General features: G+C 41.7%; 10 protein-coding genes. 5 read left to right on the top strand and 5 right to left on the bottom strand.

All coding sequences use genetic code 11. From position 1 onward, the window contains the following. Positions 1-2: 2 nt before the first annotated feature. Genes ABD930_RS06365 through ABD930_RS06345 form a run of 5 tightly spaced genes read left to right on the top strand, consistent with a single transcriptional unit; the run spans position 3 to position 11,317 of the window. Positions 3-1,679 carry an NERD domain-containing protein gene (locus ABD930_RS06365; RefSeq protein WP_345230879.1) on the top strand — a complete coding sequence of 559 codons (1,677 nt, stop codon included), beginning with the start codon at positions 3-5 and terminating at the stop codon, positions 1,677-1,679. Then, positions 1,670-4,027 carry a hypothetical protein gene (locus ABD930_RS06360; RefSeq protein WP_345230878.1) on the top strand — a complete coding sequence of 786 codons (2,358 nt, stop codon included), beginning with the start codon at positions 1,670-1,672 and terminating at the stop codon, positions 4,025-4,027. Before ABD930_RS06365 ends, ABD930_RS06360 begins: the two co-directional genes overlap by 10 nt. After that, the gene (locus ABD930_RS06355; RefSeq protein ID WP_345230876.1) at positions 4,024-8,187 is read left to right on the top strand and encodes a helicase-related protein; all 4,164 of its coding nucleotides are present in this window, start codon (positions 4,024-4,026) and stop codon (positions 8,185-8,187) included. Before ABD930_RS06360 ends, ABD930_RS06355 begins: the two co-directional genes overlap by 4 nt. Positions 8,188-8,195: 8 nt before the next feature. Further along, on the top strand, positions 8,196-10,232 hold the full coding sequence (gene drmB, locus ABD930_RS06350) for a DrmB family protein (RefSeq protein WP_345230875.1): 2,037 nt from the start codon (positions 8,196-8,198) through the stop codon (positions 10,230-10,232). 26 nt (positions 10,233-10,258) lie between these two features. Further along, on the top strand, positions 10,259-11,317 hold the full coding sequence (locus tag ABD930_RS06345; RefSeq protein WP_345230874.1) for a hypothetical protein: 1,059 nt from the start codon (positions 10,259-10,261) through the stop codon (positions 11,315-11,317). A gap of 92 nt (positions 11,318-11,409) precedes the next feature. On the opposite strand, the gene ABD930_RS06340 is transcribed toward ABD930_RS06345, so the two are convergent. The 5 genes from ABD930_RS06340 to ABD930_RS06320 all read right to left on the bottom strand — a co-directional run bounded on the left by ABD930_RS06340 (position 11,410) and on the right by ABD930_RS06320 (position 17,581). Continuing rightward, positions 11,410-11,985: a hypothetical protein gene (locus ABD930_RS06340; RefSeq protein ID WP_345230873.1), complete on the bottom strand. Its 576-nt coding sequence runs from the start codon at positions 11,983-11,985 to the stop codon at positions 11,410-11,412. Positions 11,986-12,170: 185 nt separating this feature from the next. Next, positions 12,171-13,115: an AlbA family DNA-binding domain-containing protein gene (locus ABD930_RS06335; protein ID WP_345230872.1), complete on the bottom strand. Its 945-nt coding sequence runs from the start codon at positions 13,113-13,115 to the stop codon at positions 12,171-12,173. Between the two features lie 135 nt (positions 13,116-13,250). Further along, positions 13,251-13,850 carry a nuclease-related domain-containing protein gene (locus ABD930_RS06330; RefSeq protein ID WP_345230871.1) on the bottom strand — a complete coding sequence of 200 codons (600 nt, stop codon included), beginning with the start codon at positions 13,848-13,850 and terminating at the stop codon, positions 13,251-13,253. A gap of 322 nt (positions 13,851-14,172) precedes the next feature. Further along, complete coding sequence (locus tag ABD930_RS06325) at positions 14,173-15,351, bottom strand: MvaI/BcnI family restriction endonuclease (RefSeq protein WP_345230870.1); 1,179 nt, start codon at positions 15,349-15,351, stop codon at positions 14,173-14,175. Between the two features lie 4 nt (positions 15,352-15,355). Next, positions 15,356-17,581, bottom strand: coding sequence for a DNA cytosine methyltransferase (locus ABD930_RS06320; protein WP_345230869.1), 2,226 nt, complete (start codon positions 17,579-17,581; stop codon positions 15,356-15,358). Positions 17,582-17,755 lie beyond the last annotated feature (174 nt).

Below are 17,755 nucleotides of genomic sequence, written 5' to 3'. Positions count from 1 at the left end.
GTATGCCGGTACACTTCATCGATAACTATCCGCGATATGAGTTAGCTAGCTGTATCTGTAAACCAGATAAGAGCCCGTTACATGGTGAAATATGGGTTTATCAAGAATTGATGAAATTTAACGATCACGAATTGTTGAAGGATGAGACATGGTATGTTAAACACAATTATAATCTTTCTGCTCATCCTTATAGTGAATATAAGGTAGAAGGTCAGATCGATTTTTTGATCCTGAGCAAATACGGTCTGCTCATTATAGAGGTCAAAGGGGGAGCGATTGAGGTTGACGACAATGACGTGTTCTATTCCTACGATAGTAAGGATAGGAATAAAAGATATGAGGCTCAGAATCCTTTCAATCAGGTTAAAGAATATGTGCATTCTTTGAGAGCATTGATCGACTCATCACCGTTTGTTTATCGGGCGGTCATTTTTCCGCATGAGGCTAACTTCCTGCTCAAAGGCCCTCAGTTTTCCGCTTACGACTATCTGTTTTTCTCAAAGGCCGATCTGGATATAAAAGACTCCGACCGAGCCAAGAATCTTCTCTTCTTTGATTTCCTTGTGCGCTTGGCCAAAAGCTCTCGCCGGAGAATTATCGAACAATTGCACAATCATCTTTCGAAAGATCGTGTAGAGATAAGAATATGGGAACAGTTCCCCCAGCTGAACAAGAGGGATCTTAACAGGCTCCGTTCTGAGCTATTCCCGATACAGACCACTTACGGTTTTGATCCCGATAGGATTAGGAATGATATTATCTTGGAAGAGAATTATGAAATATTAAAAGGTCTTCGTAGGAACCGGAAAGTTATGGTACAAGGTGGCCCTGGCACAGGTAAGACAGTGCTTGCCACCAAATTCTTAGCTGATAACATTTTAAAACAGCATAAAGGAATCTATTTCTGTGCCAATCAACTTTTGCGAGCCAAGATGCGCCATTTGATTTGCGAAGAATATAAGCTTGATCCTAATTTTATTAGCTTCCGAATTTACCATCAAGATCTAATAGCAACAATTAGCACAGAAAATATCGATTTCCTGATCATTGATGAAGCACAGGAGTTCTTCGATAAGAGCCTCGATCAGCTTATCGATCGAGTAGAGGCGGCATATTATCCCAAATTTCTTATTCTTTACGATTCGGAGCAGGCCATAATACGGAATTTCAAGGATATCGACTGGTATGCAGACTATTTATTAGAAAATGACTTTGTTCATTACTTATTCGACACGACTTGGCGTTGTACGCAGAACAAACGTATTTCCGACGTGGCGATGCTCTTACAGAACAGCCAGTATAAAAGGTTACTGGAAGATCATGCGCAGTTATGTTCGCCAGCCAAGGACTTGGTCGCTCGACTGACAGTGTTGAAGAATCTGATCGATGAAGCGCAACAAGACCCATCCAAATACATCATCTTGGTCGGGCACCAATTGCTCGACGAGTTTAGCAAGCTAGTCAAGGATTACTTCGCTCGTTCTATTGAGGAGCTGACTGAGAGCAATATCAATGTCAAGAACCTGAAGATTAGGTATACCACTCCGATCAAGTTCAGGGGATTAGAGGCTGAACATATCTTGCTCATCACTGCCGGTTTCGATGATCGTTCAAAAACGGAGAACTATATCGGCGTGACCCGAGCGATCTATTCGTTCAAATGTGTGCTATGGAACTGAGAAAGATACATAGTACTGTGATTGAGGTCATGAAGGACCGAGGAAGCTTTGTGCCCGAACAGGAGGTATTGCTATCTTTGATCGGCAGCTGGTATCACAAATGGCTGACCTTAGGTGGCGAAGAGCTCGTGCTGAAAATACCTTATTATCATAAGGAAATCATGCCTTCACTGATAGAATACCATTATTGGCTGGACTTATTAATCAAAATCATGGCCGTTAGCAAAGTTAGCGATCTGTCTGATTCATGCCTTTTCGATGTCAGAACCTACAGGCTCGCGGACCGCACAAAACGCTATCAAACTGAGTTTTCGATCGAGTACCGTAGTTCAAACTCCAGATTACACCGGTTTGATAAAGATATAAACGTATCGGTAGACCGTTTTCTTCCTTTATTCACCAGAGACCAGATCAATGGTTATAAGGAAATCGTAGCTAATGTGTTCGATTTGATGAAAGCCATGGGTAGAGAAAATTTAATACCCTACGCCGTAAAGTTCGATCTGGAAAATGACGTGACCTTGTTCGTCAAACAGACAACTGAGCATTTTTCTGAAAAAGCTTTTGCCAAAATGCTTTGTACTGAAGATTTTCGTAATGATGATGATCAAAGGGATGCTGTACTGGACGCACTTTTGGAAACTGACATTCGAAGATGTATCGTTTTCACTTATCCCTATCATGTAGATGTTAGTTCAGCTGTGGTCAACGAGTTCCGTGGACGATCCAAGATATGCCGGATCTCGCTGTCTAACCGCTTCGCACATACAGAAGTTGAAGCACAAGAGCTGATATTGACCAGGGCAGAGATCGGTTTTGGAAAACAGGACGATATCCTTAACGTGACCGATCGCTTTTCCATCAAAAAGACCGGCTGCGGTGCAGAACTTATCACCGGGCTCCGTGCTTTGCGATACGAATGGAACGTAGCGAAGTTCAATTCTTTTTCAAATCCCTTCCCAGTGAAGTGGTTGCTTTGTGTTCACCCAGGTTACACCGTCGATCAATGGAAGGTACAGTTCAAAAATGACTATCCGGATATTTCTGGCCAGTTATTGTTAGATTGTTGGCGTATCATTGAACTCGTCTACGAGGTAAATTGGATCGATCGTTTCCTTCCAACGGATCAAAACGCCACGCTGGTTTTACCGAAGTCGACCATTCATAATGAAGTCATCTTCTCACTCCAAGAACAATTGAATACCCGCTTTAAAGATGTAATTTTTGCTGATGAGATCGACCAGGAGTTGATAGTCAACGGCCGGGTATATCTATTGGACCCATTCAATGTCATTTTGTTGAACAATATTACCCTTTGCGGTAATCCTGAGAACTTTCATATCGTCGTTCCTGATTTCTTATTCTACACTTATCAGCCGTTCACGCGATATTTGGCCTTAAAATATCATTTCGATGCCTTGACCGGCGGCCTGCGTGAACATCTTGATGAACGATTTCCTGAGTGTTCAAGCCAGTGGAAGACTTTGAGCGAGACAGTGCTCAGGTCATCGAAGAAGGAGCTGCGAGAGTTCAACAGCATTTTAGCGATCAATGACGAAGAAGAGCAAATGGACAACCCGTCAGGTATTGTCGCTGATCTTTCAGCAGCTGAGCTGGTGGAACGTGTAGTGGCAAAGGAACGGAAAAGTATCGAGCGGACGACCCCGGAGCATCTTTATATCCATACCAGTACAAGAAAGCTCGTGCTAAGACCTAACGCTCCTGTACTGATCAATCAGAACGGTACATTGATACGAACGATAGCTGCTGTACTGGATACCAATGTATTGTTCGTCCCTCTCGATGATGTCATTAAGAATATGGATCTGAAGCTCGTGGTCGACCGATTGGTTACACTTTCCGATGACGCCCGTAATTGGCACCAGAACCTCAAATCACTTGAAGAAAAGGATGTTCATATTTTTGATAGGCTTAAGCAACAAGGACTTTCCATTAGTAAACAAACTTTTGAAAAAGATTACCTATATGGCAATAGAAGTTTGGGCGAACTACACATGCCGCGAGCCAAACGGGACTGGGTTCTCATTTGCGAACGTTTAAGGATTAAAGATAGTCTTACTGCTTGGAATGTGGTCAAATGCAGAGAGGATATTAACCTACTGAAGTCGGTTTATTCGGAGATTATTGCATTGATGATCGACACCGGTAGCTTCGGTGTTAATGTGAGCGATCGTGTGTTGGATCAGATTACCGCGCTAATTTCTAAGCTACCAGATTCGGCTGTGAATACCAAAGAGAACCAAAAGGATGCTATCGTCTTGATCAACGAGATTTGCGAGAAAATCAACTTGGAAAAAATAGAACAGATTAACCCAATTGCCTTATGAATCTACCAGTGAAACCTATTACTGCCAAAAGAGACGACCTTGAAAAGTTTGTCGAATCTCAGATCATTGGCCCCGGTGCATTCAAAAAACACCTGATGTTTACCGCAAATTGGGGAACGAATGATTTTACTGGTAAAGTATTGGCTCAGTGCGATGCCACGGACAACATGAACGAGGTCATCGCTGAACTACCCGCCTATCAGTATAGCTCAGCCATACTTTTCCCCATCTCAGTTACGGCTGATGAAGCAGGTGCGATCTCCGCTGACAAAGAGGAAGGAGATTACGGAGTCGAAGATGACGAAAATTCCTTAGCCAGGGCTGATGATGAAGGTTTCAATGACGACCACGAACAAAGTATCTCCAGTAAGAACCAGAACTACCCCAACACTTGCGGACTATCCTTCGCTTTGGTCAATGGCATCAGGCCGGAGCAAGCACTGCTTACCAAGGTATGTTTCCGGCAATATCAACGGGTCAGGCAACACGAAAGCCAAGAACGCAGGTTGGGTATATGGATTGAACGTTATCCAAGGCAAACAGCTGAGATCATCGCCAGTCGTTTTAATAGCATTTTTGCTACCGTTGAACTGGATGGGAACTTGTTCTTGTATATGTTGCCCGGTATCGATATCAATCAACATCTTTACGCATTGGACTATATCCATCTAGATAGACTTTTAAGAGATACTGTAATCCCATTGATCGAGACGCTTTTTCCCGATAAGGAATATCATAGCGTTGTCAACAAGATCTATGATGGAGTGAATTATTCAACAGTAACACTCTATGAAGGGAATCTGCTTGATGAAATCCAACGGCTGTTGATCGAAGATTCTAGTAGTTTTCCATCATTGCGTGCCCTTATCGAGCAATTGGAAATCTATCAGCAGCTCAAATTATATCTCAATGAGCTTAAGGCCATCTATCGGACGAGTTCCAAGCGAAACTTTCCCACTTCGATCTGGGAAGCGCGATCGTACGAGATCGATCTTGAACTGCCGGCTTTCGACGATTCGGCCATTCAGCGTGGCGAGATCGCGGTAACGGGCTTTCCTCTACTTACCTTGAACTATCAGTATATCCATGAACGCGATGCAGTCTATGTGAAGCTGGTACTGGTCAACAAAGGCAACATTCAGCTTCGACCAGACGAGCCGGAACAATTGAATAAAAAGGATCGAGCCAACGAACTTGCCTTCTTTGGCGTAAAAATAACTGTGAGCGAAGTAGACGATTCTGCATTCACCGCTTATAATCCTCCGAATCTTCCGACCATCGACGAAGAGGACAGCTTCAACAAATTACTGTATCGTGAATACAAGGACTATGCGGAAGGCTATAATACTTCCGTGACTTGGGGTAAGATTAAGGGATCGGGTAAGCGGTACGTAGCAACCGAGTTCATTCCTCGACAGGACACCCCTAACGTAGACTTTAAGCCCAGCAAGGTACAAGGTCAGGAGATTGTAGGGTTTTTCAACGAAAGCGTGTTGACCATCCGCGATCTGTCGACTCTCATTAGCAGGACCGATGATGATATCTTGTCAGATTTACGGACGATAACTAACGCCTACACAGATTGGATCGCTAACAAATGGCATGACCTCGAGCAAAGTGATATTCAGGAAGGCAAACAATTACTTGAAAAGCAACTGCGGGCCTGCGAAGCCGATCGGGACCGTTTGTGCCGAAACATCCGTCTGTTAGCGGGTGATGATAAGGCTATCGCCGCATTCCGGGTGATGAACACTGCCATGTTCATGCAGCTTCATCATGGCACTATGATAAAAGCTGCTAAAAAAGGCGACAAGCGGCCTTTTGTACCTCTTGAGAGCAGTGCGGCCTTCTATCAAAGCGTATCTCTGCAAGAGGAATACAAATGGCGTTCTTTCCAATTGGCGTTCATTCTACTGAACGTTGATGCTTTCGTTCGTCCAGCAGTGGATGACCTGATCGTGAAGGACGTGTTCGGTATGGACTGGCCGGAACGGAACGAACTGGCCGACCTCGTGTGGTTCCCTACTGGAGGTGGTAAGACAGAGGCTTATTTAGGGATTATTGCATTTTGCGTCGCTTACCGTCGTTTCACGCATCCTAACGAACGGGGCGGTGGCACCACTGTGCTGATGCGTTATACCTTACGTCTGTTGACCTTGCAACAATTCCAGCGAGCTACACTATTGATCTGCGCGCTGGAAGTGATTCGTAAGGACGGGTTCCCCTTACCCGGGGGAAACTCTTTGGGAGCCGAAAGGATTACGATCGGTCTGTTCGTCGGAAAAGGGTCATTACCGAACAAATGGCCAAAGATGCGAGAAGCTTTAGATAAGATCGCCGAACAGGTGAGGGATGGAAAACCGATCACGACTAGCTTGCCCCATACGGAATGTCCTTGGTGTGGCGGAGCGCTATTCACAGATCATAACCTATCCAATATCGAACCGGATCGAGAGCGTTACGGGATCAATGATAAACTGACCATCATGTGCAACAGTTCTGGCTGCACTTTTCACGCAAGACGCCCTAATCAGAACAAAAGTCTGCCTCTCCGATTGTTCGATGAGGACATTTACAAATATCCACCGACCCTGCTCTTTGGCACGGTCGACAAGTTCGCCGCCCTCGCTAACAAGATCGCTACCGGCTCGCAACAGCGGAACGAGGATTCCAGAAGATTGCTCGGCAAAGGCTATCAGTACGATCGTATACCACCAGAGCTGATTATTCAGGATGAGCTGCACCTTTTACTAGGTCCTTTGGGATCGGCAGTAGGCTTATTCGAAAAGAGCGTGGATGAACTTTGCACTTACCGATCCGCTTCCCTGCTGGTCCGACCTAAGGTGATTACGTCCACCGCGACGACGCGGAACACCGACAAACAGATATTCGCCCTTTTCGACCGGCGTTGCGAAATCTTTCCCAAACAAGGTATCACTTGTGATGATGCTTTCTTTTCTTTCTACAAACGACGTCCTGAACAGGTGACCGAATATGCTTCTAACAGGCGTTATATCGGCCTCTTACCCGTTGGAAAGACCCAAGTGTGGATGCAATTGCGCTTAGCATCGATCTGTCTCGCGCACAGGGTAAAGTTCATGCTTGAACGTTTTGACTATGACGAGATTTTCAGTGCGGGACCAGCATACACAGAGTTCGAAAAGGCATTTGACTATTACCATACGGTGCTCACCTATTTCAACAGCCTGAAAGAAGTGGGCAAGACCCAATCCCAACTTACCCATTATCTACCCGGAGATCTTAACTTGATCATCAAGAACACCATGCCGTGGAACCTGTTGAGCCGAATCATCAAAAGGACCGAGGAGATCCGGGACTCCGAACTCACTGGAAGACTCTCAGGTGAAGAGGTGAAATCAAATCTTTCAAACATAGAAAAAACCTGGGGGCTCACGAAGGCCAAAATTCCACCTGAGCTTGTCATAGCAACAAACATGATCTCGGTCGGTATTGACGTTTCCCGTTTCAATACGATGCTGGTCAACTCGATGCCCCGCAACACTGCAGAGTATATACAAGCTTCCAGCCGTGTTGCGCGTGACAAGGAAGGCATAGTATTTACGATACATCATCCTTTCCGTTCGAGAGACATCTCGCATTATCAGCGATTCCGGGAGTTCCATGAGAAGTTCTATAGTTATGTGGAACCCATATCAGTGACACCATTCGCCAATAAAGCACTGGATCGTTATTTTGCAATGTATCTTGCTGTGATCATCCGTCACGATTTCCAACTGGGTTTGTCGAACAACGATGATGCCAATGCCATCGATTTGCAAAAGATTACGACAGTCAAAAAAAAGGTCACTATAGCTATCCGTGAGCTGTATGAACGTGCAGAGAAGCTTAACGAATATCTCAAGGATCGTACCACAGGGGCTTCCACTAATATCGACGGAATCATCACGGAAGAAGAACTTGAAGATATCGGACACCAACTAGACGACCTGTTGGTCAACCGGTGGTTTGACCGCATCAACGGCCAAGATCCGACCCTTGACATTAAGTATCGGAACAGTGTTAGCCCAAGCTCACTGTTCGCACCTAGGAATAACGAAGCTCTAGATAATAATTGGAACGTTAAAGAATCATTGAGGGAGATCGCTCCATCAGTCGTGATCAAGACCGTACAACAATAGAACCACAGATGGCAAAGAAAGAATCACACAATAAACAAGCCAATGAAGCTGTTAGTAAATATAAACTGTTATCTGCCTATGGTGGACCTGGTTCGCTTATACACACCAGTTACGGCAGTATCATCGTTTCCTGTATCGAAGAATGGGGGTTCCTTAGAAAGATCAATGAGCTCTACCAAAACTCTTTACAGCTCAAGAAGGAACCGGAGCAGCATGTAAAGGAAATGGCAGGCCTCGAAGGAATCTGTTTTTCCAATGACGAACGACTGTTAAGGGAATTGAAAGAAACTAAAGGCACACAGAACCTATTGTTCCTCGCCCTCGTGCCCAACATCGAACTGGATGACCAATATCGCACCATCGAAGATGGGCGCGCCCATTTGGCTGTGAACAGTCAGTTTCTTCCTAAGATATTCTTTGACCAGCGAGATCATCTAAAGACCTATCAACAATGGTATACACTTTGGGGTACAGAACATGACAAGTTCTTTCCTCCAAAATACCGACAATCTTTTCAACGGAACGGCAATCCTGTCGAAAGAACGGTACTGCTCAAACAGGACAATATCGTACTATTGTGCAAGAATGGACATATCAGCGATTTCCCTTGGCCAAGCTTCTTGCGCTGGCGCACGTTAAAGCCGCATGACCTCAACAATCCGGTCAATCTCTATGACATGCCAGGATGTTGTGATCGCCCTGACATAAAGATTAGCCAAACAGCCGCCAATGCTACGGGATTTGACGGTAAATGGATAAAATGCAAGACGCCTGGCTGCGAATGCAGTCGGGGTGTTTCACTCAAGGGCATTATGAGCATCAAGATCATTTGTCCGGGCCATAAACCTTGGGAATCGGAAACCGGCGCTCCGGCCAACTATTATGGGAAACCAGAGGTAAGAAAGACCCATCCGCGTGCAGAGGCGTGCCGGCGCGAGGATACCCGAATCGCATTGACCACAGGTAATAATCTTTATTTCTCCCGAACCTTGACTAGTATCTTCATGCCGCCGGAACTGTTCAAGAATGCTCGTGAACTACAGATAAATGATCTGGAGATCGAACTTCAGCAAGCGATCGATAGCAGGCAGTTCGGGCTTTGCGAAAATATTCAGAAACAAATCGAAGCATTACGGGAAGATCTGAGCACAGGTATTCAGGTAGCCGATGACGATGACCGGGACGTCAGGTTCCGTCATCAGGAATACACCGCACTTGCCAACAGATTTGTGGAACAGATCAATATTTCACGTAAAGACCTTTTGGTAAACGATGTCACCGATAATCTCAATGAGTTGTTTAGGCCCTATTTTCATCGAATACTTAGGGTAGACCGTCTGAAAATCACTTCAGCTCAACTCGATTTTTCCAGAGTCGAGCCTTACGAAGGAAGTGACTCCGATATCATGAACCGGAACATTTTTCGATCCCGGCCAGAAGAAGTGCTCGCCTATCCCGTCGTAGAGAACTTCGGGGAGGGGATATTCATAGCTTTTGACCAAGAAATGATCCAAACATGGAATACTGACGTAGACAGATTTGGGCGCCTGTTCAAACGGAGACGTAACCGTTTTGCCACCAGAGCGACTGCATTTGGCGAAGCTGGAAACTGGCAGTTCTATATGGTTCACACCTTCTCTCATTTGATCATGCGCGAATTAGAGTTCCGCTGTGGCTATCCCACTGCCTCACTATCCGAACGTTTGTTCGTTTCGAACGATGAGGAGACCAAAATGTATGGCTGTTTGATCTATACTGCTGAAGGTGCTGAAGGCAGTATGGGAGGCTTAATTGCTCAGACCCGTGAAGGTAACCTAAACAGTCTGTTTCGCAGCGCCTTGCTCCGCGCTACGATCTGTAACAGTGACCCGCTATGTTGGAAATCAGAAGGTCAAGGTCTGTTCGAGCTGAACTTAGCCTCTTGTTTCGCTTGTGGGCTAGTCAGTGAAACCTCTTGCGAACACCGAAATATTTACCTAGACAGGCAAGTACTTATTGATCTCGAAAACGGTTTTTTTAAAGAACTAATGCGTGACTTGAAATGAGCTTTACTCAACATAACAAGAACTTTTTGAAATTTGAGTTTCATATTCCACTACGCGGACTCATTGGTACCGAAAGGGAAATGAAATATGTTGAGGAAATCCGACCTGAAGCTCGTCGTCGTATGCGACTTCATTATCAGACTGTCAAGTATGATATTGCTAGTAAGATCGCTTTTTATAGAGAGCTTTTAGAGGTATTTGGCTCCTTAGAAGGGCAATTCTTGCTCTATAGCATATATCTTGATCAGGACTCGGAAGTAATCAACCTTGAATTAGAGACTTCTGATTTTCAACACATTGATCTTAACAAAACCAATCTCAGTACATTTTTTCAACAAAATTCCCCTTCATACAACAACAGTTCTGTCAAAGGTTTTCTTAAGCGGTATTTTACTGAAACGCTTGATCTTTCTTCCAACGAATGGGAGGAAGAAGACGGAATACGAAACCCGGTTACTAACAAATTAATTGATTGGATTTTACACAAAATCACCAAGGATTCGACGACTAACGAGCTTAGAGATTTTGTCTTGAATTATACTAAACTTTGGAACACTTATTTCTCCAACCCTTATAACCTTACCAAGGCACTCATCTTACTTCACAAATTTCATGAAAAATATCGTAATCTCGACCCTCAATACCTTAAGATCGATCTCAAAACTTTACTTACCGATTTAAACTACTTCATCAATGAACTCTTACCGAATGTCTTCAACTCACCATTAACAGATGTGGTTCAACCTTCGGAAATCTTTAAGGATGGTTCAGATCATAATCATTTACGCGTACAATCATATTTAAATAAAATGAGTGAATTTCAAGAAAGATTGACTATGAACTCCGTTTTCTTTCAAGATTTAGGAAGTCTTTCTTGGCCAGATTTGCTTTTTCATGCTTCTACAGCGCTACCACATGTTCAGACGGCTTATTTAAATGAGATAAAAAGAAGACATATTATAAATGATGTGCCTAAATTCAATGAAATAGATGGATTTATAAAAAAAATATCTATGATTAAAACACCTCTTAATAAAGATGTCCCAGACAGTATTGCGACACCTAATTACCTTTTCTTTTTATGATCAACACCTAAGGACTTACTGCCCTAATTATGGCTTAATCCGATTGTAGGGTATGAATAGAATGCTCCTGCGCATAACTTAAAAACAGATTTTCAGTTGAATAATTTTAATTGGGCGTTGCTTGTTATCTTACCTCTAGGATAAGGAATTTCAATTACAGCCCATGCGGTATTGTGCATATGAAATATCATTGTTAGTTTATTGTTCCTACTCCAATCCCTTACAACAATGTATGAAAAAACGTCTTCTTGAATATGTGTCCATTTTTTTGCTTGGAAACGTTCATTATGTATTAATATGAAAATTTCAGCTGGTCGAGTTTCTTCTACCTGAAACGGATAAAACCCAACACATTTAAAAAGGTTTAATGGGGCAACTTTTTTGTATTTCCAATAGTATAAGCCAAAAGCATATTTTTCAATGATTTTTCTTAGCCTTTCTGTTTCAGGCCTAAAATAAGTTCTTCCGTCTTCTCCATTCACCAATGAGTTCAGTAATCTATTATAAAGTTTGTCAGATCGTAATCGAGATTTGTATATACTTCCTCCTAACTCGGTTCTGGCTTTCAATGTGGGGCTTTCAGAAAGAATTGTTAATACATTTAAAAAGTATTCTTCGTCTAATGAAAATGATCTATTGCAATCGAGACATGCATTAATTGTCATCAAATTATTCGGATAAGGTTTTTCTAACAGATTCTTTGACGGAACATGGTCTTTTGTCGTCGCTACCTTTTTACAATACAAACATTTAGGATTCTTCTTCAATGCTAATAAAATAATTACTACCACTAAAATACAAGTTTCAGTATAATAATTCTCCTATCTAAACTCAAAAACCAGTAGACATCTAATCAAACTCTTTTCATGTTATGAAATTCAAGACTACCAAATTTAGATTCAGAATTGTCGGCATAGGTTATCCACGAAATCTCATTTCCCACGTCAGTAGAATATTCATGAATAGGTATTGATTTAAGCAGTATGTGCATACCTGGTAATAAAGGTTCATATCTCGCTGGCCCGTATTCAGGCGGTTTGGCAATAGTAAGAGTGCGAAGATAGTTCTGAGCATTTGGCATGATTAGGTCCCTCACTTTATTGTCTGCTGTAATTTCTACGAGGCTTTTATTGTATCGATCGTCACTATGTATATTGGTACATCTTTGCGGGAGAGTAAGCAGTACATTGATATATTTAGCGTAGACCTTTCCAACATTCTTGGCATAAACATGCATAAGATAGTAATTTGGCTTTCTATTTTCGTAACCATCCGGGTTTATGCCTTTGTGCCACTCCAGCTTAAATTCAATTAAAATATCAGGATTTTTTTGGCGCCCCATGATGTCGCGCACTTCATGGTCATATAAGGACTCCACAGAAAAATTATGACGACGGTAATATCGTCTGTCATCTGCCTGATGGGCGGTCTCCCCTTTCGGTATTTCCAAAATATAAACAACGTCGTCATCACTACCCGGAATGGTAACCACATGTATTTTTAGACCATGGATACGTGGGCGTATCCTGGAATTTATAATTTGTTCCAGCCACTCTTTACTGATAACATGGCGGTTGACTGGATCGATTTTGCCAGGCAAATGACGATGCATCTGATCTTCTGCAAGTCCATAAATCAAAATCCCACCATTGGAGTTGGCAAAAGCGGATACATCTTTGGTGATTTCCATCACCTTTTTGTCCTCCCGCGCCAAAGCACCGGCGGCTTTATATTCCAATCCAGGGCTTTCTTCTATACCATCGGAGATAAGCTGTTGAAGATAGTTATAATCGAACATAGCGGTTTATATTTTGTCACTGTTCAAAGATACTATAATGTGCTCTTCTATGTGGAAAATGTAATAAGTACGCTGGTAATTGTAGAAGGTTTATGTTCATAATTACCTAGTATGGTATGATTAAGTATTAGTGCATTACGGGTTTGTTTGCCAATTTTTAGGTTTTCGTCTATTCTTCAATTTTATGGTTTTGAAGATTTCGTCTGTTGACAATTCGCTTAAAACGACCTGATTATAGCGTTTTATTGTTCGGAGCAATGTAAAAATTTTGATTACTTCTGAACTGGTTCTCACCTTTAACGTGGAACTCCCTGTGAATACTACTATTGAAATATATCTTATATCAGGGTAATTAGACAAATGATATTTTAACACCTTGATGTGTCCATAATTTTGCAGAATGGGGTTGTAAAACTTCGTTTTTTTCTTGTAGATGACCTGTGTCCAACAATAGGATCGCTCACCACCCAATATCCATCCTTTGTAATTCTTTGTCTCAATAACGAAAACACCAAATCTGGAGACAACAATATGGTCGATTTGTGTCTTATATCCGTTACCGTAAAGCTTTACATTATGTATAACCTTATAATCACGTTTATTGAGAAACTTTAAAACAAAGGCTACTTTTTTCTCGCCAACCTTGCCGACAATAAAAGGACGGAGAATTTGGAATAAGCCGGATAATAGCAGCAATAAGCAGATAGGCCAATATTCCAATATGTTATGCTGCATCAGGTTTTGATTTAGTTTTAGCGCTGAAATATGGGTAAATGTAGTTATAATCTGGAAAATTCAAGGTTTGTAAAAGGGATGTATTGGTTGTAGCATAGCACATTCACCAGCCATCTACAAATAACCCGAAAACTATGCATCAGGGCATCAGGCCTTAGAAGCATCACGTTCAGCCTTTTATCCTTTTGGGCTGCTACGTGTAAGAAGATGTTTTTAAAAAGACACATATACTTAATAAGTGCAGAGATATTCCATCATTTTGCTGGCGTCAGCAAAATAATCTGATTAGAAATAGATGACTTGAAGTTAACTTATTGATGGTCTAACAAAGGTCATACAATGCACTCGGTGGGAATAAGAGATTTAGAGCGTTTGGTTTTATCTTAAACAAAGGTCCTTTTTCGCTTACTCTACCCTTAGAATTTCGCTTTATTAAGTGGTCCAAAGTGATCAGGCCTTGCTCCATCAAAACATCAAATTGCGAAACAATAGGTTTTCGTGTGTGTTCAACCTTTTTATAATGGAAATATTCCTTGCCATCTTCAACTATAGAATTGGCTGATATCCAAAATGTCTCATTATGTTTCTCTAACAAACGCTTATGCAACATCTCCAACCCCCAAACAACGAAATCCCCTACATTATCTTTATCGGAGTTTTCAATAAGTTGGCCAAGGTTGTTGTCGATTTTTAACTTAAGGCCTTGGGAATTTCTGATGATAGTGGAAACAGTACAATACAGCTTAAAATCATCCCCTCTATCATAGCCAAACGCTGTAAGTATTTGAGCTGAGTTTTTAAATTTGCTTATTCCCCAATCGGGTACTTGTGCAAATAGTGTTTTCCTGTTTTTTCTTTCATCCCGGAACGATTTAAGTTCTATCCCCTTATAATCTGGATTTCTAGAAGAGTTTATGTTGATACCCAGAAGCGTTTCCAATGTTCTGCCAACGGCAGTATCGGCATCTAACAGCGCTGGTACGGGTCCCATCGCTGCGATATTCCGCAATAAATCTAGCAGCTCCTTAGCTGTTGCCGTGGATTCGCGATTAATGCTCTCAATTAAGTCTTTGAATGGATTTTCTATGCTACCTTCAAGCAACTGGTATATATCTAATTGCGTAATATTGACCACATATAAAATGCCATTATATGTTAGGATAGCCAAAATATCATGAGGCTCGGCATATTTTTTTAAACCGGTAAACCAGATGCGCGGATCGCCTTTTTTTGTCTGCGGTCTATACAGAGAGCTTATTGACTTTATCAGATTAAAGGGTTCAACAAGCCTTGCCTCTAACAGGATTTTATTATTTGGCCCCTGATGTTGCACAGTAAAATCGTGAACTTGTTTCTCTTTTAGATACATTCTTACAGGACCTGTTGCATCCATTATGGATTTTTGCAAACCTGTTGCCGTAGGTTCAATAAGGGTAAATTCTACAGACCTTTCTGTAAGCAATTTAATTTTGGCCTGTTCTACGTCTGTAATTAGTCTCATGAAATTATTTAATATGTTTCAAGACTTCAATGGCAACCGCCCTAGCCAAAAGCGGTGGCACCGCATTCCCTACTAGCGTATACTGCGGAACCTCTGATTTCCGCTTATCGCCTCCAGTTGACCGCTTACCTTGAAAAACAAATGAATCATCAAACGATTGCAAACGCGCCATTTCTCTCACCGTTAAAGCCCTAGGACTTGCGAAATGTATATAATCATCTGGTATGGTCATAACAGTAGGGCTTTGTCCTTCTGCCTTCAGTACATTATAATTTCGTTTGTCTGAATCCAAACCCAGCGCCCTAAGTTTCTTTTTAGCATCTGCATAATCCCCCTCTCCCAAAATAACATTTAGTCTTTTGATAACTTCTGTATTCTGCTTGCTGGTTTTATGGTTATGCAATGGGGCAACCAGATGAGCAATCGGGTTACCTAATTCATCAAAATTTCGTACATAAAATGGGTTCTTTGCATGTACAAAACGACCGTTAAGCCTGCCCTTTCTCGACCATTCTGCGTATGTCATCCCATTTTCAGATTCTACCTTTCCGTTAATGGCTCTCTTCTTAATTATATTAAGCATCTTTTCCGTAGAACCATTGTACCTTGCTTTTAGGTCGACATTTTCATAAGCAAATTTTTCATCACCATTGCCAACAAAGTCTAAATCGTACAACGCCTCAAAAACCGTTACCTTCTCCTTTTCTGTTACGGTAGCCGGAACGTTTTTAATCAACTGTTGGTCTTTACGGCAACCTATAAAGAGCACGCGCTCCCTATTTTGCGGAACACCATAGTTAGATGCCAAAGCGACAAAGGGCTTTTCTATTTGGTATAACCGAATCTGTAAAAGCAAATTTTCGAACTCTTCTAGGCATTTATGCTTGGTAGCAAACAACCTTAACCCCTCAACACATTCATCAAACGAATAATCATAAATCTCCAGAGCCTTTACAATGTCGTTAACATCGTCCGCATATTGTTTGGCATAGTTTATTCCCTCAAATGCTTCATGAACCCGATCTATAATAGTTGCAGAATCAATGGCGGTAAGAAAAGTGTCGAAATCTTCAGAAAAAAAGTCATTGTGTAAATTGCAAGCGTTCTTCTCATGAATAACTTTTGAACGAAGCGATGCCAATTCCTGGCTCCTTTTTAACAGGCTAAACCCACGTCGAATGGTGTTTATCCGGATATCGGTTTTACTGGTTTTATAATCTACAATTTTTGGGGTAAGCTGCTTAAACCTATTTTCCACACTTTGAAGGTAACTTTCACGCAGCTGTTCTAGCTGAGTGTCCATTGACATTTCAAAACGCAACCGCTGGTTATAACATTCTAACAAAAACGTCTGGTCTTTTTCATTCTTTTTTAATCGAGAAACGAAAGCAAGTAGCTGCGGGAATTCTTCCAGATCAACGATTGACCGGATTTCTTGTAATATCATCTCACATATCTTCCCTTTCTCCTTGGTGAGGATACCTTTTACGTTTTCCATCACAAAATACTTTGGGCGTAGTTTACGTATTATTTTTAGGTAATGTGAAAAAAGATCGTCCTTCTTGTCAAATTTCTTTCGTTTACCAGCTAAACTAAAACTTTGGCATGGCGGTCCACCACAAACGACATCTACTTGACGGCCATTTATCTTTGCCAATAAATTATCTAGAAAATCTGGTTCTGTAATATCCTGCCTTAGAAACTCAGCATCCATACCTAATTGGTAGTTATAGCGCGCTAAATGCGTCAATTCACAATTTTCATTGATGTCGCTTCCTACCAAAAAGTCATAAATAAAATTGCCATGTTCGGCTTGCAAAAAGCCTTCGCTAAATCCCCCAGCCCCTGCAAATAGGTCAATAAAAGTAACCCTTTGTTTATTTTGGTATTCTGCAGGCTCTTCCGTCAGTATTTTTGGCTCTACATTTTCTTTCCGGGAAAGAACAAATTCCTGTATCTTTTCTTTTATTTTCTTTTCCGTAAAGTGGCTATGGGGAGCTGTCTCAAAATATTTTTCAACTTCATGTTTTAAAAAACAAAGGAAAGCATTGATTTCATTTGCATCAGGACAATCACCAATTACCGATTGTTTTTTAGTATCCCAATCCTTTTTGTTGATTTTCTCGCCGGTAGCAACCTTAATTTGCACATCCTTCTGCCTTATGACTAGATGGACAGGGTATTTTTTGTTTTTATCTGGCTTATCAAGGTAGAATTTAACATTTATCATATTACGGACAGTTTTACGGACACGGACAATTTTACGGACATTATCTTTATAAACAAAGGGATTAACCACAGAAGTTATCAACAATCGAGTATAACTAAAAATTTATGCAAAAAAACTTTTTACCTTATATGGATACTATTGTCTTTAGTTTTTTATAGCAATCAAATTTTTATC

Origin of the sequence: Olivibacter ginsenosidimutans (assembly GCF_039542865.1) — a bacterium.
GTDB classification, from domain to species: domain Bacteria; phylum Bacteroidota; class Bacteroidia; order Sphingobacteriales; family Sphingobacteriaceae; genus Olivibacter; species Olivibacter ginsenosidimutans.
The sequence above is the reverse complement of the archived record's forward strand: the minus strand, read 5'-3'. Positions and strand labels throughout refer to the sequence as shown.